Genomic DNA, 21,800 nt, shown 5'->3' with positions numbered 1-21,800 from the left:
CTTCTCCGGTGCGGGAGGGGCCCGCGCCTGCTCTCCGGGCTGGCTGATCCAGTTGACGGGGGCAGTGCGCGGGTGTCGCCTGGACAGGAGGGGCAAGCGAGAGGAGCCCGTCATGGAGAACCCTGCTCCGCGCCATGGCGCGCGGGCCGCCGGTACGCACGGCGCAGTCGAACGGGAACACGGCGCGACCGCCGACGCCCCGGCCGCAGGTACGGAGTCCGAAACGGCGCACCCCAAGGGCGGCCGTCGGCTGCCGGCCAAGGTGGTGTGGCCCGTCGTCGCCGCGCTCGGTTTCGGCTGCTACACGATCTGGATCGATCACACCAGCGGCGCGAGCGGCGGCCAGGCCGCCCTGCTCGGGCTGATCGCCGCAGTGGTCACCGGTGCGCTGGGGCTGGTGCTCGTGCACTTCCAGTCCACCATGATCACCGACACCCGGGCGCTCGCCTACGGCACGCTCTTCGGCGCCAGCATGGGCTGGCTCTACAACCTCAGCGGCCCGTCCGTCCTGAAGTCGTCGGCCTGGGGCCTGGTCATGGGCGCGGTGATGTTCGTCGTCTCCCTCTACATCTTCCGCGGCCATCGCGTCCGCGAGCCCCACGGCCTGCACCGGCCCCGGAAGCAGGGCAGGCATGGACAAGGGCATGGCACGCCGCATGGTGCCCATTGACCGTTGGCCATCGGCAGGGACCGTTGGCCATGGGCAGGGACCGTTGGTCATCGGCCATGGGCTGCGGACCGCGCACCCGCCTGCACCCGGGCGCCCGTTGCGGTGCCCGGGTGCGGGCGGGCAGGCGGGTGGCCGGTGCCCGCAGCGCCCCCGGGGCCTACAGGTAGCCAGGGCTCAGGGGCGCCGGGTGGCCTCCCTCCAGCCGGTCGGCGGGACGCAGCCGGGCCCCGGCCTGTCCGCTGCCCTACCGCCGCACCCTCCGGAACCCCCCGTCCGGCCGCCAGCTCTGGACGATCATCGTGGCGTCCCGTACCGACACCCGTACGATCTCCGTCACCTCGGCCCGGAAGAGGAGGAACGGTTCCGGTGGCCGCACCTCGTCCGCGTAGCGTCTGATCACCTCCTCGTCGGTCACCTCGACCGCCCGGCCGGACACCCGTACATCGCCGTCCGACAGATCCGTACCGGGCCCCGGGTTGGCGTGCAGGGCGAACCGGGGATCGGCGTGCAGGTCGGCGCCCTTGCGGGAACCCGTCAGCATGCCGAGCCAGAGCTCGCCGAAGTGGAAACCCGCCTCCAGGCCGGTCAGCCGCGGGGAGCCGTCGGCGCGGAGCGTGCCCAGCACGTGGTGCGGGTACCGCCCGAACCGCTCCCGCACCTCGCGGACGAACTCCGGCTCCCGCGCCTCGGCCACCGCCCAGCCGACGCCGCGCGGCACGGGCCCGCCCGGCCCACTCCATGCTTCCGCGCCCGGCCGCCCTGACGGCGACGCCTGCGGCATCGGTACCCCAGGAGTCTCGGGGGCCTCGGGGGCCTCGGGGGCCGAAGGCGACACCTCCAGGCCGGGCGTGCCCGTGCCTGTCCCGCTCTCTCCGTATGCGCTGCGTGTCATGCCTCCACGGTCGTCCCCTTACCTGACATCCGCTGTCCGGATTCCCCCACGCTTCCGCCCGCCCGGCGTACCGGGCCCCGCTCCCCCGGCCCCCGCTACTCCCCCAATGGCACCCCCTGTGTGGCGCAGACCCACGCCGCGTCGCCGGTCAGTTCGGCGTCGCCGGAGTTGACCGTGCCCTGGCGCTCGAACATGAGGATGCGGGTGCCGGGTGCGGCCACGGGGCGGTGCCGCAGCCCGCGCTCGACCGTGAACATCTGCTGCGGGCCCAGCACCACCGGAGCACGGTCCGCCAGCTCCAGGGTCAGCTCGCCCGCGAGCACCAGGAAGAACTCGTCGGTGTCGGGGTGCGCGTGCCAGACATAGGCGCCCTCCACCTTCGCGATCTTGACGTCGTAGTCGTTGACCACGGCGGCGATCCGCGGTGACCACGTCTCCTCGAACGACGCGAAGGCGGCCGCCAGATCCGTCGCCCCGTCCCCTCGCGCCGTGCCTCCGCCGTTCGGCTCCCCGGCTCCCTCCGCCGCATCGGCCGACCGTCCCGCCTCGTCAACTACGCTGTGTTCCACCATGACTTCATGGTGCCAGCCACCACTGACAACGCGTCGGCCCTCACCCCACCGGCCCCACCGGCCGCGCCGGTCCTGCCCTCGCCGGTCACCCGCGCCTCCGTCCCGCGTCCCCGTCCCCGCGGCCGACGGCGCCTCCGTCGCACGGCACGAGGTCTAGGTCCGCAGCCGGTTACCCGGCGGCGCCTGCGCTCCTAGCCTCACGGACATGACGGCACACCACGGCACCCTCGACGAGGCCCTGGAGCGGCTGCACTCCACCGGACCGGAATTCCACGGCTACCTGAGCAACCACGGCCCCATGGCGGTCGAGGCCCTGGCCCGCCATGGGCAGGGCCCCGGCGTCCACCGCTGGCTCGACACGTACTCCGCGAAACTGGAGGACGTACCGCGCGCCCGCGACGCCGTCTCCGACACCAACTGGCGGCAGGCGCTGGGTGATCCACAGCGGGTCACCGACTGGACCACCCACTTCGCCCGCACCGTCGCCGAACGCCCCTGGCGCGACGTGCTCGCCGCATGGTGGCCCCGGCTGCTGCCCGGCATCGCGGGCGCGGCCACCCACCCCGCCATCCGGGTCGGCCATATCGTCCGCGCCCTCCTGACCGAGGACGAGACGGAGCCACGCATCGCCGAACTGGCCCACGCCCTCGGCTACTGGGCGGCCCGGCACACCACGCTGCCGGTGGCGCCGACGCCCGGCGGCACGTCCGCGCCGGATGACGCGCTCGACGCCCTCCCCCGTATCGCCGACCAAACAACGAGCGCACTCGGCGGCCTCGCACAACTGCCGGACACACCGGGTTGGCAGACGGCGGCCGAGGCCGTCCGGGCCCCGCGCGATCCGGACGAGGCCCGGGCGCAGCTCACCGCGCTCGTGCAGGCGGCCACCCATCGCTACGCCGATCACGGGCACGGCGAAGGGGTCATGCTGGTCCACGCGGCGACCGCGCCCAACGCGATCCTGCGCACCCTGCCCGCCCTGCCGCGCACCCTGTGGGCGCCGTCGTTCGCCGTGGCGTGGGCCGCGAGCGCCGCGCTGACCTCCGTCTACGGGGCGGCGGACGCGCTGCCTCCGCTGCGCACCGGGCCGCTCACCCCGGAGGAGGTCTTCCGGCGGGCCGCCGAGCACGGCGACGCCCACGCCATCAAGATGACCGACACCGCGCTGGACGTGGCGTCCTGGACGCCGGACGGCGACGACCGTGCGCTGACCGCCGCACTCCGCTCCCTGGAGCTGATCGTCCCGGGCGCCTGACCTGCCGCGATGCGCCCGGAGGCGTCGGGTCCGCCGCGCCGTCGCGCCCGGCGGGCCCGGCCGCTGCGGGGCGGCGGACCCGTGCGGTACGGCCGTGGCGGCGGGCCTCAGCCGCACCGCGCCGGACGGCCGTACCGGGACCGGGCCTCAGTCGAGCCGCCCCGGCGGCCCCCGGCCCGGCCTCAGCCGAACTGCACCGACCGCTTCGCCAGCCCCATCCAGAACCCGTCGATCACGCTCCGCCCGTCCCCGAGCTGGCCGTGTGCGTCCGCGGCGCCGAGCGTGACGAACAGCGGCGCGAAGTGCTCGGTACGCGGGTGGGCCAGCTGCCCCGCGGGGGCCTTGTGGCCGAAGTCGAAGAGCGCGTCGAGGTCGGCGTCCTCCAGGGCCCGCCGCCCCCAGTCGTCGAACTCCGCCGACCAGGACGGCGCCCCCGGCCCCTGATGCCGCAGCGCGGCGAGGTTGTGGGTGAAGAAACCGCTGCCGACGATCAGCACCCCTTCGTCGCGCAGCGGCGCCAGCTTGCGGCCGAGGGCGAAGAGCGCACGGGGGTCGAGCGTCGGCATCGATATCTGCAGGACCGGCACATCGGCCTGCGGGAACATCTCGACGAGCGGGACGTACGCGCCGTGGTCGAGCCCGCGGTCCGGGATGTCCTGCACCGGCGTACCGGCCGTCCGCAGCGTGCGGCGGATCCGGTCGGCCAGCTCCGGCGCGCCGGGCGCCGCGTACCGCACGCGGTAGTAGTGCTCCGGGAAGCCCCAGAAGTCGTACACCAGCGGCGTGGTGACCGTCGCGCCGAGGGCGAGCGGGGCCTCCTCCCAGTGGGCCGAGACGATCAGTACGGCGGTGGGGCGCGGCAGGGCGGCGGACCACGCCGCCAGCTGGCCGGGCCAGAGCGCGTCGTCGGCGAGCGGCGGCGCGCCGTGGCTGAGATAGAGGGCCGGCATCGGCATCTCGGACATCGCAACTCCCCGGCAAACGTCATGGCTACGGGACCCGGGCGGGCCCTTACGGGCACCTCCCGAGGGATCTACTACTTGAACTTTCAAGTGCCTGTTTCCACGCTACTCCCCTCCCCGGCATTTGTTAAATCTTCAAGAATGGGCGGGGCGGTGCGAGAATGGATGGCATGAGCACCGAACCCGCAGCCGAGCCGCGCTGGCTCAGCGACGAGGAGCAATACGCCTGGCAGTCATACCTCCACGCCACCACGCTGCTGGAGGATCATCTCGATCGCCAGCTGCAACGTGACGCCGGCATGCCGCACGTCTACTACGGCCTGCTCGTCCAGCTCTCGCGCGCCCCCCGGCGCCGGATGCGCATGACCGAACTGGCCCAGAACGCCAAGATCACCCGCTCGCGGCTCTCGCACGCCGTCGCCCGCCTGGAGAAGAACGGCTGGGTACGGCGCGAGAACTGCCCGTCGGACAGGCGCGGCCAGCTCGCCCACCTCACCGACGAGGGGATGCGCGTGCTGGAGAAGGCGGCGCCCGGACATGTCGCCGCGGTGCGCGGCGCGCTCTTCGACCGCCTCTCCCCCGAACAGGTCGGCCAACTGGCCGAGATCTGCCGGGCCATGGCGGACGGCCTGCAGCCGAAGGGCGCCGACCTGCCCTGGCTCCGCTGAGGCAGGACGGAGCGCCCTCCGGGGCACTCGGCCCACCCTCCCCCAGGCCCCGCCACCCGCCCCTTGGTAATTTGTCCGCTATGCGCGCCAGGTCCACGTTCGCCGCCGGTCGGATATCCCGCCCGACGCGCACGCGACACCGCATACGACGGCCGCCCACCGGCTCCCCTGCACCGCCGGGCGGCTTCGCCGGGCGCCTGTGGGCCTATCTGTGCCGGGCGCCGGGCACCTTCCTCTGGCTGGGGATCCTGCTGGTGACGTCGGTGGTCATGCACCGGTTCAGCCCGGATGTCCTGGAGGACTTCCTCCAGCAGCGCTCGACCAACATCCACAACCTGCTGCACTCGCCGGGCCGGGTACTCCTCACCAGCGCACTGTGGCTCGACGGCGGCGGCTGGCCGCTCTACTTCGTGCTCTACCACCTCGTCCACGTCCCCGCCGAACGCTGGCTCGGCACCCGGCGCTGGCTCGCCGTCCTCGGCACCGCGCACATCGGCGCGACGTATCTGAGCGAAGGGGTCCTGGCCGTCGCCATCCATACGGGCGCCGCCCCGCCCGCGGCGGTCAACACCCTGGACGTGGGCGTCAGTTATGCGCTGGCCGGGGTCGTGGCCGTCCTCGCGTACCGCCTCACCGGACCCTGGCGGTACGCCTACGCGCTCGGCGTCCTCGCCTTCTACGGTGCGCCGCTGCTGGTCAGCTGCAGTTTCACCGACGTCGGGCACTTCGCCGCCGCACTGATCGGGTTCGCCTGCCGGCCGCTCACCCAGGGCACCTCCGGGACGGCCGGGCGCCCCGGGGCCACGGCGCCGACGGCGAAAGGCGGGAACGCGACGGCCACCGGCGTACCCGGAGGCGCCGACGGGAACGGAGCCCTCCGCACCGCGGAGCCGGGGCCCGTCACTCCTCTGCCACACCGGAAGCCGGGAATCCGGCGCGCCCGCCGGATGACGTAACTCCGCGCGCGCACACCCGTCGGGCGCCGGAGGGTGAGCCGTATGAAGCGGTGCATATCCGCGGCTCTCGCCGCAGGCGCGTCGGCTGCGGCCGCGGCGATAGCGCTGTGCGGACCCCCCGCCCCGCTCTCCATACCCCCGGGGGCGGCCGGCCCCCAGCCCCCCGACATACCCACCGGCCCCGCACCGCCCGGCGGACGGCACGGCCCCTGCGCCCTGAGCGGCGTCAGCGACGACGTCGGCGAGACCACCGCCACCCCCAAGGGCTACGCGCCCGCCCGCGGCACCGTGAAGGCCCTCACCCTCTTCATCGACTTCCCGGACGCCCGCGCCACCATCAGCCCGCGCGCCCGGTACGCGGAGTTCTTCCCCGCCGCGTCCGACTACTTCCGCCGCAGCTCGTACGGCCGCCTCCACTACCGCGCCGCGCCGCTGCTGCGCTGGCTGCACATGACGAAGCCGCTCGCCGCGTACGGCATCCAGCGCGGCGCCACCTTCGACGCGGGCTCGGACAGCGGTTACCACGCCCTCGCACGCGAGATCGTCCACGCCGTCGACGCCTCCGTCGACTTCCGCGACTACGACCTCGTCAACGTCATCGCCGCCCCCAACGCGGGCCCATCCGCGACCCGTACGGTCCTGTCGGTGACGTTCAGCGGCGGCGACATGGGGCTGCGGACCGACGACGGTGTGCCGTTCCGCAACGTGTCGTTCCTCTGGAGCAGACAGCCAGGGCCGAGCGCCTTCCGGGTGGTAAACCACGAAAACGCCCACTCCTTCGGGCTGCCCGATCTCTACTTCACCGACGGGCGCGAGGCGCCGCCCGCGGTCGGGCACTGGGACCCTATGGACGAGGACTGGGGCCCGAGCAACGACTTCCTCGGCTGGCACAAATGGAAGCTCGGCTGGCTCGCCGCCGATCAGGTCGACTGTGTGACGCCGGGCAGCCCGGTGGCCGACCACACGCTGACACCGCTGCCCACCCCGGGCGGTACGAAGATCGCCGTCATCCCGACGTCCGCCCACACCGCCCTCGTCGCGGAGGCGCGCACCCGGGGGCCGCTCGATCCCGCCCTGTGCCGTCCGGGCGTCCTCGTCTACCGCGTGTCGGCCGATGTCCGCTCCGGCAGCGCCCCGCTCCAGGTCATGGACGCGACGCCGGGCAGCGGCGGCTGCCACACCGGCGACCGCTACGTCGACGCCGAACTCTCCGACGCCACCTACCGCCCCGGCAGCACCTTCACCGACCAGAGCAGCGGCACCGCCCTCACCGTGCTCGGGACCGCCCCTGACGGCACGTTCCGCATCCGCGTGCGGCCGCCTTCGCTGCCGTCGCCACCGGACGCATGAGTCGACGGTGCGCCAGGGGTCGAGGTCAGGCGCCCCGTTGAGGCGGCGCGCTCGCCACCGGCGCCGGGCTGCGCCCCGCCCTGTGGATCTGTGCGCCGGGCATGTGGTCGGCGGCGCTGTTCGCGGTGTTCTCCCCGCCGCGGTCCCTGCGGGACGTGCCGCTCCGGCCCGTCCGACCCACGAACAACGGAGGACCGGCTGACGGGGCACACGGGTCACCCCGTCGCCCCGGTGGAAGTGCACCGCCCCGGGCCCCCTCCGATGCTGGACCCGGGGCGGGCTGTTTCCGGCGTGCGTGCCGACCGGGCGGGGCGGCGGTGCGTACGACCACGTCGTGAAGGAGCGCAGACCCGATGAGGCTTGTCGTCGATCTCAACCGGTGCCAGGGGTACGCGCAGTGTGCCTTCCTCGCGCCCGACGTGTTCGCGCTGCACGGCGCGGAGGCGCTGATGTACGACCCGCAACCCGACGACGCGGAGCGCCCACAGGTGCTCCGCGCCGCGCACGCCTGCCCTGTCCGGGCCATCACCGTCGAGGACGAGAGGCTGGCACCGGCCACCGGACGGGCAGGTGGGCCCCGTGTCGGTTGACGGCTACCTGGAGGCGTTCCGCCGCGAGGGCCGCATCGTCATCGTCGGCGCCTCGCTCGCGGGGCTGCGGGCCGCCGAGACGCTCCGCGCCGAAGGCTTCCACGGCACGCTCACCATGATCGGCGACGAGCCCCACGCACCGTACGACCGGCCGCCGTTGTCCAAACAGGTCCTGCTCGGCCGCGTCCCCCCGGACCACACGGCGCTGCCGCGGCGCCGCGCCGTCGACGCAGAGTGGCGGCTCGGCACCGCGGCCACCGGTCTGGACCCGGCTGCCAAGCGGGTGGCGCTCGCCGACGGCGACACCGTCCCCTACGACCGGCTGCTGATCGCCACCGGCGTCCGCTCCCGCCGCTGGCCGCACGAGCTGGAGTCCGATCTGGACGGGGTGTTCGTGCTGCGCACCCGGGACCACGCGGCCCGGCTGCACCACCGGTTGTCGGCCGGTCCGCGGCGGGTGCTGGTGATCGGCGCCGGATTCACCGGTTCCGAGATCGCCTCCGCCTGCCGCGAGCGGGGACTGTCCGTCACCGTCGCGGAACGCGGCCCGGCCCCGCTGGTCGGCGCGCTCGGCGGTGTGATCGGCGAGGTCGCCGCCGAGCTGCAACGCGCGCACGGCGTCGATCTGCGGTGCGGAGTGCAGGTCACCGGCCTGGAAGGGGACTCGGCGGGGCGGGTGCGGCGCGCCCATTTCTCGGACGGCACGGCCGTCGAGGCGGACGTGGTGGTCGTCTGCCTGGGCGCGACCCGCAACACCGAATGGCTCGCGGGCTCCGGCCTCGCCGCCGGTCCCCGCGGCATCGCCTGCGACGCCGGATGCCGCGCCTTCGACGTACGGGGCATCGTCACCGACAACATCTTCGTCGCCGGGGACGTCGCCCGCTCTCCGCACCCGCTCTTCGGCTACCAGTTCCTCTCCCTGGAGCACTGGGGCAACGCGGTCGCGCAGGCCGAGACCGCCGCCCACAACATGGTGAGCGCCGGTGCGGACCGGCGCCCGCACCTGTGGATGCCGTCGTTCTGGTCCGCGCAGTTCGGCGTCAACATCAAGTCCGTCGGCGTCCCGCCCATGGCCGACCAGCTCCTCGTCACCCAGGGGTCGCTCACCGAGCGCCGTTTCACCGCGGTCTACGGCCACCAGGGCCGCGTCATCGCCGCCACCACCTTCGACCAGGGGAAATGGCTGGAGTTCTACGAGCGGCAGATCGAGCGGGCGGCACCGTTCCCGCCGGAGTTCCCCACCGTGGACCGGCGGCCCGAGGGGCTCCACCCGGTGGCGGCCGGTTTCCCCGACCCCTCGCTCCCCACCCACGGCCCCACCGTCACCCTCAGCGGCCACTCCCCCGCCGACCGGCGCCTCTCGTTCACTCCACGGCGCGCGTGACCCGGCGCACGCCCCTCATCGGGGTCCCCTCAGACCGCCCGACCGAAGCCCCGGAAGGAACCGCCATGACGTCGGCCTCACCCCTGCGTCAGATCCTCGACCCCGCCCACCGCGCCAACCCCTACCCCCTCTACGCGGAGCTACGGAAGACCCCGGTGCTACGGGACGAAACGGGCCCCTACCTGGTCAGCACGTACTGGGAGATCCAGGAACTGCTGCACGACCCGCGGGTCAGCTCCGACGTCCGCAACCTGAACCCGGAGGCCGCCACGCTCCTGGGCCAGGAGGAGGACCCGAACCTGCCGCCGACGTTCCTGCGCCTCGACCCTCCCGAGCACGACCGGCTGCGCGACCTGGCGATGCGGCCGTTCGGCCCGCCGCACACCCCACGGCGGGTGGCCGAGATGCGCGGCGAACTGGCCGGGATCGTGACCCACCTCATCGACGGCTTCCGGGACCGCGACCACATCGACCTCGTCGACAGCCTCGCCTACCCCTTCCCCGTCACGGTGATCTGCCGCCTGCTCGGCGTCCCGCGCGAGGACGAGCCCCGCTTCCACGTCTGGGCCGACACCCTCGCCGCCGGGCTCGACCCCGTCCAGGGCACGCCGGAGGAGCGCGAGGCGCAGCTGCAGAACGTCCGGCGGGCCCGCGCCGACCTCGCCGCCTACCTCGCCGGTCTGATCGAGGAACGCCGCCGCGCCCCCCGGGACGACATGCTCTCCGCCATGGCCGCCGACCACGGCCCGGACGGCAAGCTGTCCCCTCTGGAGATGGTCAGCATCGCGGCCCTCCTGCTGATCGCCGGCCACGAAACCACGGTCAACCTCATCACCAACGGCATGCTCGCCCTCCTCCGCAACCCCGACCTCCTCCCGCGCCTACGCGACCAGCCGTCCCTCGCGGCCCCCTTCATCGAGGAACTCCTGCGTTTCGATCCCCCCGTCCAACTCCTCCCGCAGCGCACCACGTTGACGGACATCGACATCGCCGGAACCACCATCCCCAAGGGCGCCTCCCTCTGGCTCCTCCTCGCCTCCGGCAACCGCGACCCCCACCGCTTCCCCGACCCCGACCGTTTCCTCCCCGACCGCCCCGACAACCAGCACCTGAGCTTCGGCAGCGGCATCCACACCTGCTTCGGCGCTCCCCTGGCCCGCCTGGAGGCCCAACTGGCCCTCACCGAACTGGCCCGCCGCCTGGACAACCCCCGCCTGGCCGAAGACCCGCCCCCGTACCGCCGCAACGCGGTCCTGCGGGGGCCGCGGCATCTGCCTCTCACTTTTGAGGGGGTGAGGGAATAGAGGGCGGCCCGCACCCTCCTGGCCTGGACCTCGGGGCTGGGGCCGGACCGGGGCTGGGCTCGGCCCGCCGCCGTGCCGTCACTTCTCCAGACCGGCGGCGTGGTCGGGAACGTAGTTCTGAAGGTCCCGTGGCGGGCGCCGGTAACCCGTGGCCGGTGGGCGCGGCGGCAGTTCGAGCACCGGCGGGGTGATGTCGGTGTACGGCACCGTCGACAGCAGATGGGCGATCATGTTCAGCCGGGCCCGGCGCTTGTCGTCGCTCTCGACGACGTACCACGGCACCTCCGCGATGTCGGTGTGCACGAACATCTCGTCCTTGGCCTGTGAGTATGCCTCCCAACGGGTCAGCGACTGGAGGTCCACGGGGGAGAGTTTCCAGCGCCGCACGGGGTCTTCGAGCCGACGCCGGAAGCGCTGTTCCTGTACCTCGTCGCTCACCGAGAACCAGTACTTGCGCAGCAGGATCCCGTCCTCGACCAGCATCCGCTCGAAAATCGGGCACTGGCGGAGGAAACGCTGGTGCTCGGCCGGTGTGCAGAACCCCATGACCCGCTCGACACCGGCCCGGTTGTACCAGCTGCGGTCGAAGAGGACGATCTCACCCGCCGCGGGGAGATGTTCCGTATAGCGCTGGAAGTACCACTGGGTCCGCTCGCGTTCGGTGGGCCGGGGCAGCGCCGCGATCCGCGCCACCCGGGGGTTGAGGTGTTCGGTGACGCGTTTGATGGTGCTCCCTTTCCCGGCCGCGTCACGCCCCTCGAAGACGACGACGAGCCGGGCCCCCTCACCCCGCACCCACTCCTGGAGCTTCACCAGTTCCGTCTGCAACCGGAACAGCTCCCGCTCGTACCGCGACCGCGACAGCCTGCGGCGGCCACTGCCGCCTTTCCCCTTCGCTTCCGCCATGCATCGACGGTACGAGGAAAAACAGTGGTGAGGTCAGGCGTACGGGCCGAACGGGGCAGGCACCGCCCGGCGGCCGCACCCGGACCATGGCGCGGCAGAGGGTCAGCGCCCGGCCGGTGCTCGCGGGAGAGGGCCGGGCAGTGGAAGGCGTCGTCGAGGTGGCGTCCGGGGGAGGGGCGCAGGGGCCACACGCCCGGCACGTCCGCCCGGCCCCGTGGACGGCACCGGGCACCACCCGCGAGCCAAACCGCACGCCGAGCCCTCAACCGGCCCCCACGCCCCCGCTCTCATCCGCTACCCTGTCCTGGGCTTCCCACCGTGGCGGCCCAGCCCCTTGCCAGGACCGTCCGAGACCTCACCCCGAGCCTCATCCAGGTCCACCGCAAGGCCCCGCCTCCGTAGCTCAGGGGATAGAGCACCGCTCTCCTAAAGCGGGTGTCGCAGGTTCGAATCCTGCCGGGGGCACCAGGCAAAAGGCCCGGACCGATTACGGTCCGGGCCTTTTTGACGGCACCCTTTGACGGCAGTCACCCTCAGACGGTCGGCTTGCGGCGCCTCAGCAGCCGGTCCATGTGGCTGATCGCCTCACGCTGGGTGTCGTGCACGACGTGCGTGTACACGTCCATCGTGATGCTGATCTGGCTGTGCCCGAGGATCTCCATGATGACCCGCGGTGCCACACCGGCGGCGGTCAGCAGCGTCGCGCAGCCGTGCCGAGCGTCGTGCAACCGAACCACCCGCAGATCCGCGCCAGCGGCGACCCGCGTGAAGGAGCGGTAGACGTTGCGCGGCTCCACCGGCCGACCGTTCTTTGTGGCGAAGACGTAGCCGCCGACGGTCCACTCGACCCCCGACTCTGCGAACGCCTTTCGCTGCCGCAGCCGATGCCAGCGGAGCGGCGCGACGCAGAGCGAGGGCATCGGTACCACGCGGCTGCGACGGCTCTTCGGGTCGTCGTCGTACAGAGTGCCCCGGCGGCGCTGGGTCTGGTGACGGACGTGGAGCACGCGGTTGTCGAGGTCCACGTCCGACCACCGCAGACCCACCAGCTCACCGCGGCGCAGCCCCATGGCGATGGCCAGCACGAACGCGGCGTACAGCGGGTCTCGGCGCGCAGCCTCCAGGAAGGCCAGCGTCTCGTCCAGGCTCCACGGGTGGATCTCCCTCTGCTTGACGCGTGGCGGTTCCACCAACGATGCGACGTTCCGCGTGATCAGCTCTTCCCGCACGGCCGCGGTCAGCGCGGTCCGTAGAACCCTGTGGGCTTCCTTGGCGGTCGCGGCTGTCTGGGCGGTCTGCACCTTGGTGATGAAGCGGCGTACGTCGGCGACGCTCAGCGATTCCAGCCGCTTGGCGCCCACCAGGGGCACCAAGTACAGGCGTACATGGGACTCGTACTTGTCGTACGTGCTGAGCTTCCGGCGCGGCTGGACGTAGTGCTCCAGCCAGTACGGCAGCCACTCGGAGAGCTTGGCCGACCGTGTCGGCGTAGGGATGCCCTGTCGGGCGCGACGGACCAGCTCCTGGCGCTTCTCGTCGCACTCTTCCCAGGTGGCGCCGTAGACGGTCTTGCGCTTGCTGGTGCCGTCGGGCTGGGGGACGTAGACGCGGCCCTCGTAGCGGCCGTCCTTGCGCTGCCAGATGCTGCCGGCGCCGTTGGGGTTCCTCTTGCGCGCCATCAGGCGGCCTCCTCGATTCGCTCGGACATGAAGTTGCGGAGGGAGTCGGCAGCGATCCGGCGGGACCGGCCGATGGTGAAGCTTTCGAGCTGGCGGGAGCGGATGAGGTCGTAGACCTTGCTGCGGCTGAGGCGCAGTGCCGTCATGACCTCCGGGACCATCAGCGCGTCGATCGAGGTGGGCGGAGCTTTGCTCACGGCTGCCTCCACGGGCCGGTTCTCTGTTGAGTTGGTGGGGCTCAGCGGTCTTGCGCGCGAGCGCGCCTGTCCGAGGTGCAGATTTCTGCGTCACTGCGTCAGACACGTCATGCAGGCGCTTGACCAGCGAGTTTGTGTGACGGGGCGCCGTTAGGTGTCTGTCACGACCTGGAGGCTGTGTCACTGGCCTGTGACGCGGGTGACGCGGTGTGACGCGGTTTTCGGGCGTCTGTGTCACGGCCGTTGAAGCAGGTCAGGGGCCGTTTTGCCGGTGTCGAATGACGTGGTGACGCAAGACCTCCTCTTTTAGGACAAGAGAAGGGGGTGGTTCTTGTATGGCGCGCGCGTTGGAAAGAAGGAGCCGCTTCGCGGCGCGTCCTTGGGGCGGCGCGTGGCGCCGAAAGGCAAGAGGAGCACCCGGCGCCGGTGCTCCTCTTGCCTTTCCTCTGGTGGGGAGCCGGTCTGTCAGTACAGCGAGCCCTGTTGGTGCAGGGGTTCGGGTACGGGCCGGGTCATGGCGATGTAGCGGGCGGTGCGAGTGCGGCCCCAGTCGACCACAACGCCCCGGGCGGCGAAGGTGGGCTGGAGGCGCTTGAGGCGGTCTGAGAGGACTTTTCCGGTGGTCGGCCACCCTTTAGGCAGGGGGCGGCAGTCGTCGCCGCTGTGGAGGCGGCTGAGGCAGTCCAGCCACTCGGAGGAGGTCATCCGCTCTTCCGTCCCGGGTTCGAGGTCGGCGGCGTGCTGCAGGACGGTCTGCGCGAGCAGGTCGCCTTCGATCACGTCGTCGTTGAGGTCGTCCAGGCTGGCCCGGTAGGCGGACAGCGAGGAAAGGCCGGTGGCCATGTCGAACTGGGCGCACAGGTGGGCGAAGTCGGCCATGCGCAGGTCGGTGGGCGTCTGCGCGATGGCGGCCCGGACCTTGACGGTGAGGTCGAGGAGCGAGCCGAGGATGACCGGCAGCGCCTCGGCGAAGTCGGCCCACAGCTCAGCTTCGGTGCGCCGGACGCGGGGGCGCTCTAGACGCAGGGGCAGGAGGCGTTCGGCGAGGTCGGGGCGGATGACGCCGACGTCGATGCCGGTCAGGAGGAGGGGGCGGCGGTAGCGGGAGCGGTACACGTCGCCGTCGCTGAACAGGGCGCGCTTGATGGACTCGGCGCCGGTGACGATGCAGCACATCAAGTCGGACAGGTCCGGGGCCAGGTGGGAGAGGTTGTCCAGGGCGGTGATCCACCCTGCCGCGACGGCAGTGATGAGGCTTTCTTCGTCCTTGGGGGCTCGGCGAAGGTCGCCGCTCATGCCCTCGATGATCCGCACCAGCATGCGCCCGGCAGTGCTTTTACCGGCGCCCTGGGGGCCGGTGAGGAACGGTGCGGGGACGGGCACGGAGGGCTCCAGACAGCCGACGAGCCAGGCCAGCGCGAGGCATTCGGTGTCCGGGGTGGCGAAGTTGGTCAGTCCCAGCAGGGCGTCGATGCCCTTGCCGTCCGTGTCCTTGACGGGGAGGGGGAGTTCGCCGGTGAGCTGGGTGCGTCGCCAGCACACTTCGCGGGGGTCGGGGATGGCGATGGTCCAGCCGGTGGGGTGGACGCGGACGGATTGGCCGTCGTCGCGTCCCAGGTCGAGCCAAGTGGCGCCGTCAAAGCCGGGGGCGACCCGGATGTGAGTGGCCTGCACGTCCTGGGAGAGGGCGAGTGCTTCGATCAAGTCCAATGCCTCCTTAAGTGCGGTGCCGTTGAACACGCCGACCCCGTCGTGAAAGAGCCCGACCATGAGTTCCTGGCGGTGGCTGCCGGTCGTGCCCTGGGAGCGGATGGGGCGGGCGACAGGGTGCCCGTTGCGCTGGGCGTAGACCATGCCGTCGACGGTGCGGAAGTAGCGGAAGTGGGCCTGCGCGTAGTCGGTGATGACCTCGCGGGCCGGAGTCTTCTCGTCCTCGGACACCGCCCTCACATCCCCAGAGCCGTTTGGGCGTTGGCCCAGGCGTCCGTGCAGTGCCGGGGCGATTCGCCCCGGGCGTGGGCGGCGGTGAACAGCTGCTGGATGTGGGCGTCGGTGAGGCAGCCGCACCGGCCATGGGTGGACAGGACGGCGAGGAAAGCGCCGTAGGTCGTGTTGTGGATGGCGGTGCGGGCGTCGGTGATGCGCTGGACGGCCATGGCGATGCCGCGTTCCAGGTAGGCGGGACTGCGGTGCGGGCACGCCCCGCCGCCGCCCGGCGCGGCCGACATGACGAGCGGGGGCCGGGCGGCGGCGTGCGCGGTCCTGGCCTGGGTGGGCTGGTCACGCTCCAGCAGGGCGCGGACGGCGCCCGGTAGGGAGGTGGTGATGCCGGTGCCGGGTCCAAGCCAACGGGCGTAGGACATCAGGCTCTTGATGTCCACGCCCGGCCGCACGCCATTCGCGGAACGCATGGCGCCCTGGTAGATCCAGTGTTCCCCGCGAGTGGTGGCCACGGTCCGGGTCCGCGGCAGGGCGGCGCGGGCCCAGGCAACCGCCGCGTCGTCGTCGAGGTCCACGACGGTCAGCCCGGCGCCGCCGGGGTGGTAGGCGACAGCGGAAGCGCCGCGCCAGGCGGGGGCCCAGGAGGGGGAGGTGAGGACGTCGGGGTCGGTGGTGGCGGCGGCCCAGCCGTGGCACGGCGACGGGCACCGGCACGGGCCCGCGGCGAGCATGTGCGGACGGTCCCCGCAGGCGCTCTTCGTGCAGCTACCGCAGTTGGCGACGGGCCGCTTGCCCCGGCTCAAGGGCAAGACCGGCACGCCGGTGGAGGCGAGAGCCAGGGCTACTCGCCGAATGTCGGTGGGTTGGGTCATGCTGGAGACCTCCATAGGTCTGTGGATTGGACTGGAGACCAGGGCGGGCCGCCTCTCGGCAAAAGATCGCGGCCCGCCCTAGCCATGTCTGGGGGCGGTCAGAGGTCGAGCAGGCCGTCCTGCGCCGGGGCGGCGGACGGGCGGGCGCACGGACCGCACCGATTGCTCTGCGTAATTAGCAGGTAGGTGAGCGGGAAGGAGCCTCAGGACCTGGAAACGGGCTTGTGGGTCCCTGTTGGGGAGGTGCCTCCCTCAGGTCCACCAGGTCCATCAAGGCAGCGTTTCCGCAGGTGGGTTGCGGTGGAGGTGGGTGGTGGACCGTCTGATGGAGTTCTCCATCAGATTCCGGCGCCTCCACCACTTGCCTCCACCAGTCGGCGACTACTCTGTGTCGGCCTCGGTGGCGTCTTCGCGTGCCTCGATGGCCGCCTCGATGCGGGCGCGGGAGACGCACACCACGCCGGTTTTGCCGTTGTCGGCCCGTGTCGCCTTCGGCTCGGCGCCTGCCTCGCGCAGCACTCGCGTGAGGTCGTGCAGCTCCCAACCGTCGTACGGATCCGGGTGCTTGCTGATGAGCCGACGCAGGACCTCTTGGGTCTGGATGCGCTTCCCTTCGCCCAACGCTTCGAGGACGTTGGTCAGGTGGTCGACGTCCTGCGCGGTCTCCTCGGCGGTCTGCGTCTCGGCGCCGGTCCGGCGTGCTTTTGCCCGCTGGGCGATCTCCTTCGCCGCGTCGCCGTCGATGAAGTGGGTTCGGACCGTCACGGACGGCTGTCCGGGGGCGAGTTTGATCCCGTCACCGGCCACTACGAGCGTGCCCTTGTCGAGCCCCTGGCGGAGCTTGTGCGGTGCCGCACCGGCGTCGACCGCCGAGTCACCCACGGCCATGCGGGCTTGCGACTCGGTGCCCAGCACGAGAGACGCGCGGATGTGGTTGCCCTCCCGGGAGCGCTTGGGGAGGTTCTCGTTCGTCGGGTCCTGCGTGCCCTCCCAGGTCGTGACGTTCACCGCGCGCCCCTGATCGTGGACCTTCTTCACGCCCTGGAAGTAGCGGCTGTCCGCCTTCGAACCGCCGTAGGGCGCCCCCTTGCGGACCGCCCCGCTGTCGGTGACGTAGGTCTCCACGGCGCCGGACCCGTAGGCCACCTGCGCTTCGTCGACGATGAGCACCAGGGGGATGAACCGCGGGTCGGCCAGGATCTTGTCCTGACTCCAGCCCTTGGCGGAGAGTTCCCGCATCAGATCGATCCGGCGCCCCATCTCCGCTACACCCTCTTCGACCATTTCCGTGGCAGCGATGACGTGTTCGTCGGTCGGCCCCTGGATGAGCACCGTGGCCAGGCCCTCGAACATCTGCCAGTCGCCGACGCCCTTGAGGTCGGCGATGCGGAACTCGACGCGGGGATCGAGCGCGAGCCACAGCGCCAGGGCCCGGAGACTGGCGGTCTTACCCTGGTTGGACAGGCCGGTGATGAGCATGTGGCGCTGGAACAGCGAGGTGAGCACCGTGTCGCCGCGCAGATCCTGGCCCCACGGCGCTCGACCCGAGGTGTAGTCAGCCGTCATGTCGGGGTCGGTGACGAGCGGGGACGGGCCGATCGGCTCATCCAGCGCGCCACTGTCGGCGACCCACATGCGCACCGTGCGGGGCATCGGGGGGATCGTCATGTGCAGCTCGTGCTCGTGCCGGTTCATGTTCTCGGCGAGCTTGCGGCGCTTGCCCAGAATCTCCTCCGTGGAGACCCCGGACGGCAAGGTCACATCGACCTCGATGCCGCACCCCGCCAGGCGAATAGGCCCGAGCATTCCGGCGGCCCCGTCCGCCATCTCCTTGATTCCCTTCTTCAGGGCGGGGACGCCCAGGTCGGAGAGGGCCTTGACCACAATCGACGGGGTGATCGGAATGTCGTCCGCGGCGGCGGCGGAGGCGGGCCGGGCCCAGACGGGAGCCGTCTCGTGCTTGTGGCCAGCGCGCCACAGATGCGCGAGACCCGCCAGAAGCGCCAGCCCCAGGGCCGGGCCCCACGCGATCCCCACGAACCAGCACAGTGCCCGTACCACGTCGATCGCGGCCAGCGTCGGAGCCACCACGTCATGCACCTCGCGGTCATGGACCGCCATGCAGAAACCGACCAGCAGCAGGGCGCCTTCGGCCGCGGCCGTGCCGATCGCGGCGGACTTGGCCATCGTCGGCACCTTGTGGATCAGCTCGATCCGTCGGTCGTGGCGCTCCCGGCGGAACCGGTCGGCCCGGTCCTGCCATTCGGCCGCCGCCGCGTGATCCCCGGCGGCCAGTGCCATGGCCCGCATCCGGTGATGCACGGCGACGGTGCGCCCCTCCCAGCCCCGCTTGACGACGACCCCGGTACCGCCGACGAAATAGCCGCCGTGCCGCACCACCAGCCCGGCAGCGGTACGAGTCCGCTCGTGCGTGGCCAGTGCGCGCATCCGGCGGATGCCCCGGCGGGAGCGACTGGAGGAGACCGACGCCGCGTCAACGGAGGGCGACTGCGGCTGCTTCGGGATGGTGTCGACGCCCGGGTCAGGGGCGGTGGCGTCTTTGACCAGGGAGACCGCCGGGGCCGCGATGCGGGTGGCGCGGTGGTCGGCCAGATCGTGCACGGTGCCCATCGTTTCGGGCGCGACTTCGGTCATGATGGAGCTCCTGTCCTGCCATCAGGCGGGTGGGGCCCGGGGCGGCCGTGTACGGCCTGGCAGCGGTCCGGCCGCCCCGGGGCGAGATCACTTCTGTGCGGTGCGCTCTTCGCGTTCGCGGGCGCCGTCGAGAATCTGGTCGACGCGGCGTTCCAGGTCGCTGCGGTCGACGTCCTCCCCCGCGACGCTGCGCTTGCACATGCGGGCCACCAGGACGGTGACCTTGGCCTTCTCGCTCGCGGTCAGCTTGGGGTCGTCGTGCTTCGCCATGTCGGGTCCCTTCCGGAGCGGGACTGTCCGGCTCCCCACCGCACCCCGGCCCTGGCGGGGCGGGGTGCGTCTGGGCAACCGTCAGCGCCGACGGCGGGTGACCTTGCCGTCGTTCCCGCCGATCGAGCGCACGACGGTGACCACGCCCCAGGCCGTGGCGACGGCGACGAGCGCGACGACGGCAAGGGAGATGGCCATGGAGGAGAGGGCGGCGACGAGCAGCGGGCCGAAGTAGACGCCGGCCGCGACGGTTCCGGCGCCGATGCCGGTGCCCAGCGCGATGCGTTGGGTGGTGCGGTCGGGCGGGGCCTGGTGGATGTGCTGGACGATCGGCTGCGGGGACGCCTGCGGTGCGGGCAGGTGGGCCGCGTCGGCGTAGGTGTAGGTGCCGTCCGGGAGCTGCACCACCCGGACCGGCTCGGGAAGGTTCGTCACGACTGTCCCCTTTCGGCCCGGGCACGCACGTTCCAGGCGTCCTGACGGGTGATGAACTCGGCGTGGATCGGTCGGCCTACGTCACAGGGCTGGTCGTTCTGGCAGGCGGCGCAGGAGCCGAGATGCGTCATGGACGCCTCGAACGCGCGCATGTAGGCAATGAACTCTTCGTCGCGGGACACAGGTCTCCTCAGGTCGGAGCAAGGGGTGGTTGCCGAAGGCCGGAAGGGCGTCGGCGTGCGATTCGGCGGGGTGCCCCGGGCCGGATTCGATCCGACGCCCTCACGGCGAGATACCGGGGCTGTGGTGCGCTGGACTCGGGTGCCGGTCAGAGCTGGTTGGGCTCCAGGGCGAAGAAGACGACGTTCGCCCGCGCCATATCCGGCGACTGCCGCGCGATGTCGTTCTTGAGCGCCTGGAACACGTCGTGGCGGGTGCACCCGGCGGGCGGGGTGTAGGTGCCGTGGAGCGTCGACATCGCTCGGCCCGGCAGTTCCACGGTGATCACCCAGTGGTGAGTGCCCTGCTGCTCGACGGTCGGGGCGGTGGTCTGGCTGGTCACAGCAAATCTCCTAGAGGTCGAACAGGCCGTCGGTCTGCGGCGGGGCGGTGTGGGTCTTGCGGTGGGCGCGGGTGGCGCCGGTGTGGCAGGCGGGGCACCAGGCCCGCAGGTCCGCCGGGGGGAGCTGGGCGGCGGCCAGGGGCGGGACGCTGGGGTCGGCGGGGGCGGCGATGAGACGAACCCAGCCGCCGTGCTTGCTGGTGTAGCCGTCGTGGGTGCGGGGGCAGCGGCCGTCGGACTTGCGGTGCGGGGTGCCGCACTGGCCGGTGCACCAGCACCGCCACCCCGCCGCCTCCATCACCGGCCGCCACAGGTCGGCGTAGGCGATCGGCTCGCTCATGCCGCCGCCTCCCACCGCCCGGCGCCGACAGCGGTCGGTGCCAGGAAGCGGAGGGCGGCTTCAATCTGCTGGGGCACGACCCCGTTGCCCAGCGCGCGGAGCTGCTGGGTGCGGGTCAGGCCCGCAACGTCGGTGACATGACCGGCGGGCAGGCCCATCATCCATTCGACGAACGGCGGGTTCAGTCGTCCCAAAGCGTCAGTTGGCCCGGGAGCGAGTCGTCCGGTGACGTACTCCCAGCGGCGGATGGCGGGGGCGAAGCGGCCCCATCGGGCAGCAGGTTGACCACCACCTCGTTCAACGGCCTGGCGTTGCGATCCATCTGGTTCGACTCGCCCGACTTCCAGTCCCGTGCCGCCGGCGTCGGCAGGAGAGAGATCGTCGTGCGCAGGTCCGCTCCGCCCGCCCCGTGTGTTCCGGTTCCGTTGGAGTCGGAGGTGCGGGGCGTCGGCAGCAACCGCGAGGACGACCAGTCGGCGCCGCTGGTGTGGGGCGCCGACGTCGGATGCGCGTACAACGCACCACCACGCATCGAACCCGAGGGCGGCAAGGTGGGTGAGGACGGTGTCGAAGCCGAGCCGAAGGTGGTTTGCGACGTTCTCAAAGACCGCGTAGCGGGGTCGTAGAACGCGAAGGGCGCGGGCGATGTGCGGCCAGATGTGTCGGTCATCGGCGGTTCCCTTCCGGTGGCCGGCGGTGCTGAACGGCTGACACGGGTAGCCGGCCGTCACCACGTCCACCGGCTCGACGTCGGCCCAGTCGACGGCCGTGAGGTCGCCGAGATTGGGCACCCGCGGGTGGTGGTGGGCAAGGATCCGGGAGGCGCCGGGGTCGGGGTCCGCGACCCACGCCACCGTGCCTCCGAAGACGGCCTGGGCGGCCATGTCCAGGCCGCCGTAGCCGGTGCACAGCGAACCAATCCGAAGACCGCTCACGCCGCCACCCCATCCCCGGCGGTGGCGCGCTCGGCTCGGAGGGTGTCGCGCAGGCTGCGGGCGTTCTTCGCGGAGGCGCGCAGCGCGGTGCGGAGTCGGTCGGCGGTCAGGTCATCGGCCGACCAGTCGGCCGTCACCGTCCGCGCCTCCGCCAGCAGCTCGGCGGCGGTCCGCTTGGGTCGGGTGGCGCGGGCGGCAGCGGGCACCCGACCCGTCACTCGACGCGGACCCGCCTCACTCCCTCCGGAACTGCCGTCAGACCGACGGTCGGTGTGGAGTCGGGTCGGCTGGTCGGGGGGGGGGGGGGGGGGCGCGGGGGGGCGCGGGGGGGGGGGGGGGGGCGCGCCCCCCCCCCCCCCCCCCGGGGGCGCGCCCCCCCCCCCGGCACGGGACCCCCCCCACCCA

At 72.2% G+C, this 21,800-nt stretch carries 24 protein-coding genes and 1 tRNA gene; 9 read left to right on the top strand and 16 right to left on the bottom strand.

What is annotated here, in order from left to right; all coding sequences use genetic code 11:
* Positions 1-112: 112 nt before the first annotated feature.
* Entirely contained in the window at positions 113-670 is a 558-nt protein-coding gene (locus ACFWWQ_RS14900) for a hypothetical protein (RefSeq protein ID WP_384595689.1), read from the top strand.
* 244 nt (positions 671-914) lie between these two features.
* Here the strand turns inward: ACFWWQ_RS14900 and ACFWWQ_RS14895 are convergent, their stop codons facing one another.
* Together ACFWWQ_RS14895 and ACFWWQ_RS14890 are read right to left on the bottom strand one after the other, a co-directional pair.
* The gene (locus ACFWWQ_RS14895; protein WP_384595686.1) at positions 915-1,562 is read right to left on the bottom strand and encodes a pyridoxamine 5'-phosphate oxidase family protein; all 648 of its coding nucleotides are present in this window, start codon (positions 1,560-1,562) and stop codon (positions 915-917) included.
* A gap of 95 nt (positions 1,563-1,657) precedes the next feature.
* Positions 1,658-2,134, bottom strand: coding sequence for a cupin domain-containing protein (locus ACFWWQ_RS14890; RefSeq protein WP_384595683.1), 477 nt, complete (start codon positions 2,132-2,134; stop codon positions 1,658-1,660).
* Between the two features lie 205 nt (positions 2,135-2,339).
* Between ACFWWQ_RS14890 and ACFWWQ_RS14885 the strand changes: the two genes are divergently transcribed.
* Positions 2,340-3,389, top strand: a complete 1,050-nt coding sequence (locus tag ACFWWQ_RS14885) for a hypothetical protein (RefSeq protein WP_384595680.1) — start codon at positions 2,340-2,342, stop codon at positions 3,387-3,389.
* A gap of 182 nt (positions 3,390-3,571) precedes the next feature.
* Here ACFWWQ_RS14885 and ACFWWQ_RS14880 read toward each other — a convergent pair whose 3' ends face one another.
* Positions 3,572-4,354, bottom strand: a complete 783-nt coding sequence (locus ACFWWQ_RS14880) for a dioxygenase (protein WP_384595677.1) — start codon at positions 4,352-4,354, stop codon at positions 3,572-3,574.
* 158 nt (positions 4,355-4,512) lie between these two features.
* Between ACFWWQ_RS14880 and ACFWWQ_RS14875 the strand changes: the two genes are divergently transcribed.
* The 6 genes from ACFWWQ_RS14875 (at position 4,513) to ACFWWQ_RS14850 (ending at position 10,603) form a co-directional block, all read left to right on the top strand.
* Entirely contained in the window at positions 4,513-5,019 is a 507-nt protein-coding gene (locus ACFWWQ_RS14875; RefSeq protein ID WP_384595674.1) for a MarR family winged helix-turn-helix transcriptional regulator, read from the top strand.
* 80 nt (positions 5,020-5,099) lie between these two features.
* Positions 5,100-5,975, top strand: coding sequence for a rhomboid-like protein (locus ACFWWQ_RS14870; protein WP_384595671.1), 876 nt, complete (start codon positions 5,100-5,102; stop codon positions 5,973-5,975).
* 42 nt (positions 5,976-6,017) lie between these two features.
* Positions 6,018-7,325 carry a M6 family metalloprotease domain-containing protein gene (locus ACFWWQ_RS14865; RefSeq protein ID WP_384595668.1) on the top strand — a complete coding sequence of 436 codons (1,308 nt, stop codon included), beginning with the start codon at positions 6,018-6,020 and terminating at the stop codon, positions 7,323-7,325.
* Between the two features lie 353 nt (positions 7,326-7,678).
* Positions 7,679-7,915 (top strand): ferredoxin, encoded by a 237-nt coding sequence (locus ACFWWQ_RS14860; protein WP_384595665.1) that lies wholly within the window; start codon positions 7,679-7,681, stop codon positions 7,913-7,915.
* A complete protein-coding gene (locus tag ACFWWQ_RS14855; protein ID WP_384595662.1) occupies positions 7,905-9,299 on the top strand; it encodes an NAD(P)/FAD-dependent oxidoreductase in 1,395 nt (464 codons plus the stop codon). Before ACFWWQ_RS14860 ends, ACFWWQ_RS14855 begins: the two co-directional genes overlap by 11 nt.
* A 65-nt stretch (positions 9,300-9,364) precedes the next feature.
* The gene (locus tag ACFWWQ_RS14850) at positions 9,365-10,603 is read left to right on the top strand and encodes a cytochrome P450 (RefSeq protein WP_384595659.1); all 1,239 of its coding nucleotides are present in this window, start codon (positions 9,365-9,367) and stop codon (positions 10,601-10,603) included.
* A 78-nt stretch (positions 10,604-10,681) separates the two neighbouring features.
* Here ACFWWQ_RS14850 and ppk2 read toward each other — a convergent pair whose 3' ends face one another.
* Positions 10,682-11,509 carry a polyphosphate kinase 2 gene (gene ppk2 / locus ACFWWQ_RS14845; RefSeq protein WP_384595657.1) on the bottom strand — a complete coding sequence of 276 codons (828 nt, stop codon included), beginning with the start codon at positions 11,507-11,509 and terminating at the stop codon, positions 10,682-10,684.
* Between the two features lie 392 nt (positions 11,510-11,901).
* On the opposite strand from ppk2, the gene ACFWWQ_RS14840 reads away from it, so the two are divergent.
* Positions 11,902-11,977: transfer RNA gene (locus tag ACFWWQ_RS14840), tRNA-Arg, on the top strand.
* 65 nt (positions 11,978-12,042) lie between these two features.
* On the opposite strand, the gene ACFWWQ_RS14835 is transcribed toward ACFWWQ_RS14840, so the two are convergent.
* The 12 genes from ACFWWQ_RS14835 to ACFWWQ_RS14780 form a co-directional block, all read right to left on the bottom strand.
* A complete protein-coding gene (locus tag ACFWWQ_RS14835) occupies positions 12,043-13,188 on the bottom strand; it encodes a tyrosine-type recombinase/integrase (protein WP_384595654.1) in 1,146 nt (381 codons plus the stop codon).
* Entirely contained in the window at positions 13,188-13,385 is a 198-nt protein-coding gene (locus tag ACFWWQ_RS14830; RefSeq protein ID WP_384595652.1) for a helix-turn-helix domain-containing protein, read from the bottom strand. Before ACFWWQ_RS14830 ends, ACFWWQ_RS14835 begins: the two co-directional genes overlap by 1 nt.
* A gap of 465 nt (positions 13,386-13,850) precedes the next feature.
* On the bottom strand, positions 13,851-15,326 hold the full coding sequence (locus tag ACFWWQ_RS14825; RefSeq protein WP_384595649.1) for an ATP-binding protein: 1,476 nt from the start codon (positions 15,324-15,326) through the stop codon (positions 13,851-13,853).
* Between the two features lie 5 nt (positions 15,327-15,331).
* On the bottom strand, positions 15,332-16,198 hold the full coding sequence (locus ACFWWQ_RS14820; RefSeq protein WP_384595646.1) for a bifunctional DNA primase/polymerase: 867 nt from the start codon (positions 16,196-16,198) through the stop codon (positions 15,332-15,334).
* Between the two features lie 381 nt (positions 16,199-16,579).
* Positions 16,580-18,853 (bottom strand): FtsK/SpoIIIE domain-containing protein, encoded by a 2,274-nt coding sequence (locus ACFWWQ_RS14815; protein ID WP_384595643.1) that lies wholly within the window; start codon positions 18,851-18,853, stop codon positions 16,580-16,582.
* A gap of 87 nt (positions 18,854-18,940) precedes the next feature.
* The gene (locus ACFWWQ_RS14810; protein WP_384595640.1) at positions 18,941-19,123 is read right to left on the bottom strand and encodes a DUF6257 family protein; all 183 of its coding nucleotides are present in this window, start codon (positions 19,121-19,123) and stop codon (positions 18,941-18,943) included.
* Between the two features lie 81 nt (positions 19,124-19,204).
* Positions 19,205-19,558 carry a DUF6251 family protein gene (locus ACFWWQ_RS14805; RefSeq protein WP_384595637.1) on the bottom strand — a complete coding sequence of 118 codons (354 nt, stop codon included), beginning with the start codon at positions 19,556-19,558 and terminating at the stop codon, positions 19,205-19,207.
* Complete coding sequence (locus ACFWWQ_RS14800) at positions 19,555-19,740, bottom strand: hypothetical protein (protein WP_384595635.1); 186 nt, start codon at positions 19,738-19,740, stop codon at positions 19,555-19,557. Before ACFWWQ_RS14800 ends, ACFWWQ_RS14805 begins: the two co-directional genes overlap by 4 nt.
* Before the next feature lie 146 nt (positions 19,741-19,886).
* On the bottom strand, positions 19,887-20,120 hold the full coding sequence (locus ACFWWQ_RS14795; RefSeq protein WP_384595632.1) for a hypothetical protein: 234 nt from the start codon (positions 20,118-20,120) through the stop codon (positions 19,887-19,889).
* 10 nt (positions 20,121-20,130) lie between these two features.
* Positions 20,131-20,460 (bottom strand): hypothetical protein, encoded by a 330-nt coding sequence (locus ACFWWQ_RS14790; protein ID WP_384595629.1) that lies wholly within the window; start codon positions 20,458-20,460, stop codon positions 20,131-20,133.
* Positions 20,457-21,395: a DNA cytosine methyltransferase gene (locus ACFWWQ_RS14785; protein WP_384595626.1), complete on the bottom strand. Its 939-nt coding sequence runs from the start codon at positions 21,393-21,395 to the stop codon at positions 20,457-20,459. The genes ACFWWQ_RS14790 and ACFWWQ_RS14785 overlap by 4 nt, the downstream gene beginning before the upstream one ends.
* Positions 21,392-21,601 (bottom strand): hypothetical protein, encoded by a 210-nt coding sequence (locus ACFWWQ_RS14780; protein ID WP_384595623.1) that lies wholly within the window; start codon positions 21,599-21,601, stop codon positions 21,392-21,394. Before ACFWWQ_RS14780 ends, ACFWWQ_RS14785 begins: the two co-directional genes overlap by 4 nt.
* Positions 21,602-21,800: the final 199 nt, after the last annotated feature.

This window comes from Streptomyces sp. NPDC059080, assembly GCF_042739975.1.
GTDB lineage: Bacteria > Actinomycetota > Actinomycetes > Streptomycetales > Streptomycetaceae > Streptomyces > Streptomyces benahoarensis.
Note: the sequence above shows the minus strand (reverse complement) of the source record. Positions and strands in the feature narration are given on the sequence as shown.

Bases quoted from the DNA above. Each gene is read 5' to 3' on its own strand.
- ACFWWQ_RS14815 (WP_384595643.1), bottom strand. From the start codon at position 18,853: ATGACCGAAGTCGCGCCCGAAACGATGGGCACCGTGCACGATCTGGCC.
- ACFWWQ_RS14810 (WP_384595640.1), bottom strand. From the start codon at position 19,123: ATGGCGAAGCACGACGACCCCAAGCTGACCGCGAGCGAGAAGGCCAAG.
- ppk2 (WP_384595657.1), bottom strand. From the start codon at position 11,509: ATGGCGGAAGCGAAGGGGAAAGGCGGCAGTGGCCGCCGCAGGCTGTCG.
- ACFWWQ_RS14890 (WP_384595683.1), bottom strand. From the start codon at position 2,134: ATGGTGGAACACAGCGTAGTTGACGAGGCGGGACGGTCGGCCGATGCG.
- ACFWWQ_RS14835 (WP_384595654.1), bottom strand. From the start codon at position 13,188: ATGGCGCGCAAGAGGAACCCCAACGGCGCCGGCAGCATCTGGCAGCGC.
- ACFWWQ_RS14850 (WP_384595659.1), top strand. From the start codon at position 9,365: ATGACGTCGGCCTCACCCCTGCGTCAGATCCTCGACCCCGCCCACCGC.
- ACFWWQ_RS14860 (WP_384595665.1), top strand. From the start codon at position 7,679: ATGAGGCTTGTCGTCGATCTCAACCGGTGCCAGGGGTACGCGCAGTGT.
- ACFWWQ_RS14900 (WP_384595689.1), top strand. From the start codon at position 113: ATGGAGAACCCTGCTCCGCGCCATGGCGCGCGGGCCGCCGGTACGCAC.
- ACFWWQ_RS14870 (WP_384595671.1), top strand. From the start codon at position 5,100: ATGCGCGCCAGGTCCACGTTCGCCGCCGGTCGGATATCCCGCCCGACG.
- ACFWWQ_RS14875 (WP_384595674.1), top strand. From the start codon at position 4,513: ATGGATGGCATGAGCACCGAACCCGCAGCCGAGCCGCGCTGGCTCAGC.
- ACFWWQ_RS14885 (WP_384595680.1), top strand. From the start codon at position 2,340: ATGACGGCACACCACGGCACCCTCGACGAGGCCCTGGAGCGGCTGCAC.
- ACFWWQ_RS14820 (WP_384595646.1), bottom strand. From the start codon at position 16,198: ATGACCCAACCCACCGACATTCGGCGAGTAGCCCTGGCTCTCGCCTCC.
- ACFWWQ_RS14880 (WP_384595677.1), bottom strand. From the start codon at position 4,354: ATGTCCGAGATGCCGATGCCGGCCCTCTATCTCAGCCACGGCGCGCCG.
- ACFWWQ_RS14790 (WP_384595629.1), bottom strand. From the start codon at position 20,460: ATGAGCGAGCCGATCGCCTACGCCGACCTGTGGCGGCCGGTGATGGAG.
- ACFWWQ_RS14865 (WP_384595668.1), top strand. From the start codon at position 6,018: ATGAAGCGGTGCATATCCGCGGCTCTCGCCGCAGGCGCGTCGGCTGCG.
- ACFWWQ_RS14895 (WP_384595686.1), bottom strand. From the start codon at position 1,562: ATGACACGCAGCGCATACGGAGAGAGCGGGACAGGCACGGGCACGCCC.